Annotated in this window: 5 protein-coding genes and 1 pseudogene; 3 read left to right on the top strand and 3 right to left on the bottom strand. The window is 58.7% G+C overall.

Annotation, left to right across the window (positions count from 1 at the left end):
- The coding region (locus tag FY112_RS03335; RefSeq protein ID WP_151517676.1) for an aldo/keto reductase at window positions 1-983 on the bottom strand (983 nt) is incomplete at its 3' end.
- Between the two features lie 95 nt (window positions 984-1078).
- Here FY112_RS03335 and FY112_RS03330 point away from each other — a divergent pair.
- Complete coding sequence (locus FY112_RS03330; RefSeq protein ID WP_151517674.1) at window positions 1079-1969, top strand: LysR family transcriptional regulator; 891 nt, start codon at window positions 1079-1081, stop codon at window positions 1967-1969.
- Window positions 1970-2043: 74 nt separating this feature from the next.
- Here the strand turns inward: FY112_RS03330 and FY112_RS03325 are convergent, their stop codons facing one another.
- Entirely contained in the window at window positions 2044-2448 is a 405-nt protein-coding gene (locus FY112_RS03325) for a hypothetical protein (protein WP_151517672.1), read from the bottom strand.
- Between FY112_RS03325 and FY112_RS03320 the strand changes: the two are divergent.
- A pseudogene (locus tag FY112_RS03320) lies at window positions 2425-2768 on the top strand (ATP-binding protein); the annotation flags it as partial. The gene FY112_RS03325 and the pseudogene FY112_RS03320 overlap by 24 nt on opposite strands.
- Before the next feature lie 72 nt (window positions 2769-2840).
- Here the strand turns inward: FY112_RS03320 and FY112_RS03315 are convergent.
- Complete coding sequence (locus FY112_RS03315) at window positions 2841-3899, bottom strand: GSU2403 family nucleotidyltransferase fold protein (RefSeq protein WP_231283901.1); 1059 nt, start codon at window positions 3897-3899, stop codon at window positions 2841-2843.
- 1245 nt (window positions 3900-5144) lie between these two features.
- On the opposite strand from FY112_RS03315, the gene FY112_RS03305 reads away from it, so the two are divergent.
- The coding region (locus FY112_RS03305) for an epoxide hydrolase (protein ID WP_246700592.1) at window positions 5145-6238 on the top strand (1094 nt) is incomplete at its 3' end.

Below are 6238 nucleotides of genomic sequence, written 5' to 3'. Positions count from 1 at the left end.
AAGACGGGACTTGGTGCGCTGATCCGGTTCAGTCGATCCAGTTGTTCCGGTGCAAGCACCAGATCCAGCGCTCCAAGATTGTCCTCGGCCTGAGCGAGCGTGCGGGCGCCGATGATGGGAGAGACGACGCTCGGATTGGCCAGCGTCCAGGCAAGCGCCACCCGCGATGGCGTGGAGTTGGCCTCTTCGGCGACGGCTCGAACCTCGTCCGCAATCTCGATCGCACGTTGGTTCAGATGACCGGACGAAGCTATGACACCCTTCCGGCTGGCAGACACCGTGGCCTCTCGCGAATCCTCGACATCGGCAAAGGAATATTTGCCTGTGAGCACGCCACCGCCGAGCGGCGACCAGGGCAGCACCCCGAGGCCCAAGGCCGAAGCCGCAGGCAGAAGCTCGTGCTCGACGGTCCGCTCCACGAGGCTGTATTCGATCTGCAGCGCCACGAAAGGAGACCAGCCGCGGATGTCAGCGAGCGTCTGCATCTGTGCAACCCGCCATGCAGGCGTATTGCAGATGCCGAGATAGAGGACTTTCCCGGTCCGAACGAGGTCATCGAGCGCTCGCATGACCTCGTCCGGCCGGGTCGTCATGTCCCATGCATGGAGATAAAGGAGGTCGATGCGATCGGTGTCGAGCTGCGTCAGGCTGTGCTCGACGGAGCGCACCATGTTCAGGCGGTGGTTGCCCCCGGAGTTCGGGTTGCCCGGTTCGCGCGCCATCGTAAATTTCGTTGCAAGGACGATCCGCTCGCGCTTGTCGCCGATGAATGTCCCGAGCAGGCGCTCGGCGCCGCCGTCGGTGTAATTTACCGACGTGTCGACGAAGTTGCCACCCCGGTCGATATAGAGATCAAAAATGCGGCGGGCCTCATCGCCGTCCGCGCCCCATCCCCAGTCCGAACCGAAGGTCATCGTTCCGAGGCTCAACGGCGAAACTCGCAAGCCCGACTGTCCAAGAAGTTTATAGTGATCAAGCGTCATATCGCTGTCTCCTGGTTGTGAGATCCAAGGTAGACGCGCCAAGGAGAGCGAACAACTTGCCTAATGATGACCACCATGGTAACAAATTCTAACCAATGGCGATCGATCTGAATGGCATCTCTGTTTTCCTGGCAGTCGCCGAAGCGCGGAGTTTTCGCGTGGCCGCGGAGAATTTGGGCGTCACAAGGCCCGCCGTCAGCCAGACCATCCGGCGTCTCGAAGATCGGCTGGGTGTGGCGCTCGTGCAGCGCACCACGCGCAGCGTCAGTCTCACAGAGGCCGGCGAACGACTGTATCAGCGGGTGGCGCCGGCTATTTCCGAAGTCGGACTGGCGCTCGACGCGACGGCGGACCGCGACAACGCACCGAGCGGACTGTTGAGGCTGGCGGTGTCATCCATCGCCGAGCAGTTCATCTCAGGGCCGCTTCTGGCGCGTTTCGCGGACGCATTTCCTGCCGTTCAGGTTGACGTGACCGTCACGGACGAGGAATTCGACATTGTCGCGGAAGGCTATGACGCAGGGGTACGTTTGGGCGAAGTCATCGATCAGGACATGATTGCGATTCCGGTCTCGGGCGAGCAGCGCCAGGGCGCCTTCGCTGCGCCGTCCTATATCGAACGTTTCGGCAAGCCTGAACATCCTTCGGAGCTCTCCGCGCATCGTTGTATCGGCTGGCGTCCAGCGCCACACAGCGCGCCCTATCGGTGGGAATTCGGCCAGCATGGGCGTGAGTTCGACGTGGCTGTCGACCCCCAGATCACCACCAACGACATGTGGCTTATGATCAGAACAGCATGTGCCGGCGGCGGCATCACCTTCGGGATGGAGGACACCTTCAAGCCCTATGTCGAATCTGGTCAGTTGGTCCCTCTCCTTCAGGAGTATTGCCCTCCGTTTGCCGGTTTTTTTCTTTACTACCCCAGTCGGCGCAATCTTGCTCCGAAGCTTCGGGCACTCATCGACCATGTTAGGCGCTGGCGATAGCATCCGACCGTGAGATGGCCGTCCTGACAGGCATTGCCCGGCTGGCCGGGTCGACGCGGAACCGCGGGGAGAGGCTACCTTGAAGCTGTGGTCGCATCGAGGATGGCCGCCTGGATTGCCCGCTCCATCGCGTCGCTTTCGTCGAAGACGGCCGTCATTAAAGTCGCGCCCTCAATCCGAACCAGCGCGTCGGTCGCGAGTTCTTCAGCTATCTCGCTTGGCAGCCCCCTTGCGAGTATGGCCGTAAGGTGATCCCTCAGAGACAGGAAGATGATGCGCACCGCTTCCTTGGCGGCAGGCGTTTCGTCATCCACCCCGTAGGCAAGATGCAAGCCCACGCAGCGCTTTCGATGGGCCAGATTCTGAGCGATGTCCCGGATTTTGTCAGCATATATCTCGAGCCACGACCGGTCATCCGACCCGCCTTCCAGCACCGTCTCCCGTAACGTCATGTCGAGATTGCCAATCGCCTCGTGCATTCCGACCTGGTCATCCTTGACGAGCTTGGTTACTGCCGTTCAGCGCTTCAGGCGGCGCATTGCTCTTCCACCTGCCAAGCAAACTCTACGAACGCACCAGCGTCATCATCACGACCAACCTCAGCTTCAGCGAGTGGGCGAGTGTCTTCGGCGATGCAAAAATGACCACCGCGCTGCTTGACCGGCTCACACATCATTGCCACATCCTGGAAACCGGCAACGACAGCTTCCGCTTCAAGAACAGTTCAGCGCATGAGCCAAAATCGACAAAGGAGAAACCTAAGACCTTGACCACCACAACGGACCCGAACAATACCTAAGAGGCGGGTTACTTCTCAGTGCAAATCCCGGGTCAACTCTCAGCGCAAATCAACACTCAAGCGGGCCTATCTTTATCTCGTGAGAGTGCCAACCATTCGATTGACGCCGCCCCAATATTCCTTGTGCATGGTTTCAGCTGCCTCCGAGATTGCCAGCTTCCAGGCAGGTCCGCGATTCCATGCCTCTTCCACAGCATCAGCCAGTGAAGGCCCGTGGCCGGTGACCGGCAGGGCGTCGAATAGCATTCCTGCCTGTCTCAGGTCTTTATCCCGTTTGGCTTGGCCGCCGGCGTCATTTTGGCGGCGACCGGCAACGATAAGCTTATGCACTGCATACCTGCAAGGATCAGGGATGACCACCGAGATACCGGCACCATGTAGCAGGATCGAACGAACGGGATCACGGATCAAGAAATCCATGAACCTTAGCGGTTCGGCCGACGCGCCGCCGAGAGCGGGCATGTTGGCGGGTTTGTCAGAATATTCTTCAGCTCCTCTGTTCGTCGTCATGAATTCGACCCGGTAGCCGGTTTGATTCCGGAAGGCATGAGATCGAGGGCTACCGCTGATGTGCGGCACGGCCCGGAACGTTGGATCAAGCCCTTTCAGGAGATCGAGGATCGGCGGCAGTGAATCCGCTACTTCGGCAGAGATCGCGAAATCCTGGGCTAGGTCTGCATCACCTGTTAGGATCGCCGCCGAGGGCAGACGGATGCCGAGATATGCTGAGTAGCATTGAAAAGCGACAGTGCCGATGAGAACACCGCGCAGCCGGAAGAGACCGGCCTTGGCAAGCGCTTGTACGACATCGCCGGTAAAGCGATCAGGAGCAATCAAACCGGCTTCCCGCGTCAGCGTGGAAACGAACTTGCGGCGTGCCTTATAGTCCGACTTCTCGCCCTTGAAGGTTTCGACCCGTTCCGAAATCACGGGATCGTCGGCAGGCCCGACATACCGGCGCTTCTGCCCGCCCTCACCGTCGGGTTGGTCGAAATACCAATAGCGCCGACCATCGACTGCCACCGGCACAAATCTACCCGACGGGGGGAAGTCTTCCGCCCAATCGTCATCGAATGCCCGTTGCTGAAGTTCCGCGACCATGGTCCGGAACATGAGATCAATCTGCTTGATCACGGCGGCCTCTATATTGTTTTCACAAATCTAGTATAGACACTGTCTTTGAGCAAGCGGTAGTCGGTACTACCCTGGGGCACTGCCCCCACCTTCACGACACGAATACCGGGCTCCCGGCCAAGGCAGGAATATGCTCAATCTAACACTTGTCACTATCCAAAGGCCTCTCTATATTGTTTTCGCAAATCTAATATAGTGAATCAGTTGAAACGCTTCTCCTGACTGTCTGCGTAAGTTTGCTCCGCTCACATTCTGGCCTCTCGGGACCGGATTGCAAAAAATCAGAGGCGTCAAGTCATCGCGCCTCCAAGAATTCCTCGGTTTAGGAGCGCAGCAAGGTTGTCAGCATTTCATACTCAGGTAGCTCATTGAGCAAGTCGCACGCCTTGAACCGAATCGAACCGGCGACCCTAGCATTCTTCCTATTCTAGTGGCGCCCTAAGCTGCTGTAAAAGTTAGCTTTTGAGGCGTAAGCAGATATATGGAACGCATATGGTGGCCTCGCCAATCGACATCGTCTGCTCACCGTGGTCTGTGCACTCTCAGTCAAAACTTACTGCAGAAGTGGACACGACGGCTCCGCCGCTTTGGGCCATGATATTCCTCAAGGTGAGAGGAGACATCATGCGCTTTAAGAACAAGACCGCCTTGATTACGGGCGGGGGAACGGGGATCGGTGCGGCGGTCGCCCGCCGGATTCGATTGGAAGGCGGGAATGCTCGTGGGGCGACGTCCCGAGCTGGCCTTGGGCAGACCATTTCTCAACATGTTGTCAGCAAACTAAGGTTGCGAAATCGCGCTGGCGGCGGACTTTCTGCGGAACTGTAGATTCCCGTGGCTAACGAGCCCCGCGAGCCGCAGCGTGAGGCTAACGCCAAACAGTAGTCCGCCATAATCCGGCATCCTCGCTGAGGCGGTTGCTTGCGACATCTCATCGTCACGTCGTAGCTGTCATTTCGCCGACGAGACGCCCCCTGCCCGCTCACACTACATCAATGATCGGCATTCGCCGCAGGGTCTGTGTGACGCCCAGCCGCGGCGGCCCTGCTACATTGCATTACATTTCTGGGCTGCCGGGAAATATGCCAGACACATCAAACGCGCGATGTATGCGCTTGGCCCAAGACGCATCGATCGTGGCGGTCGATGATCGGGACGGGGCACGTCGCAACAGTGGTTACGACGGAGCCTTGCGTTTCGAAACTTGAACGACCGCTTAAATACAACAGGAAAGGAACGACAATGTCGGACAAAATGTTCTCCAGCCAGGCAAAGACAACAGCAATATCGTCTACACTTACTCGACGGGCGCTGCTCGCCACCGCGGGAGCCATTGGCGCACTCAGCGTCCTGCCTCGTCCGCTTTGGGCGGCGGGTTTTGCCGAAAACGAAATTCGACCGTTTACATACTCGGCCTCCGAGGCGCAACTCACTGAGTTGCGCAGACGCATCGGCGAAACTCGATGGCCCGAGAAGGAAACGGTTAGTGATCAGTCGCAGGGCGTGCCACTCGCGACAATGCGGGAACTGGCTCGCTACTGGGCGACCGATTACGACTGGCGTAAGGGCGAAGCCAAGCTCAATGCCTATCCGCAGTTCATCACAGAGATCGACGGCTTGGATATACATTTCATCCACGTTCGTTCGAACCACGAAAACGCCTTGCCGCTCGTCGTTAACCACGGATGGCCCGGCTCGGTGATCGAGCAGCTGAAGATCATCGATCGCCTCACAAAGCCGACCGAATACGGTGGCACCGCATCGGATGCTTTCCATGTGGTCATTCCGTCGATGCCTGGCTACGGATTCTCTGGCAAGCCGACAGCGACGGGATGGGGTCCGGAGCGCATGGCCAAAGCCTGGGCTGACCTTATGAAGCGTCTCGGCTATACACGTTATGTTGCGCAGGGTGGCGACTGGGGTGCATTTGTCGTCGACCAGATGGGTCTTCAGGCTCCGGAGGGCCTTCTCGGCATCCACGCCAACATGCCCGCTACCGTTCCAGCCGACGTTGATAAGGCGCTTCTGGCCGGTGCCCCTGCTCCCGGCGGGCTATCTGCCGAGGAAGAGGGCGCCTACGCTCAGCTAGTCAGAACCTTTAAGCAGGTCGACTATGCTAGGCTGATGGCAACGCGCCCCCAGACTCTGTATGGTATTGCGGATTCACCCGTTGGTCTCGCCGCATGGCTTCTCGATCACAATGATGCGGATGCGCAGCCGGCCGCGGCTATCGCCTCGGCCTTGAATCGGACCGCCAGCACGACGGGCGAACTTACGCGTGACGAGATCCTCGATAACATCACGCTCTATTGGTTGACGAATACAGGAGTCTCTGC

The organism is Rhizobium sp. PEPV16, from assembly GCF_008919455.1.
Lineage (GTDB): Bacteria > Pseudomonadota > Alphaproteobacteria > Rhizobiales > Rhizobiaceae > Rhizobium > Rhizobium leguminosarum_Q.
Note: the sequence above shows the minus strand (reverse complement) of the source record. Positions and strands in the feature narration are given on the sequence as shown.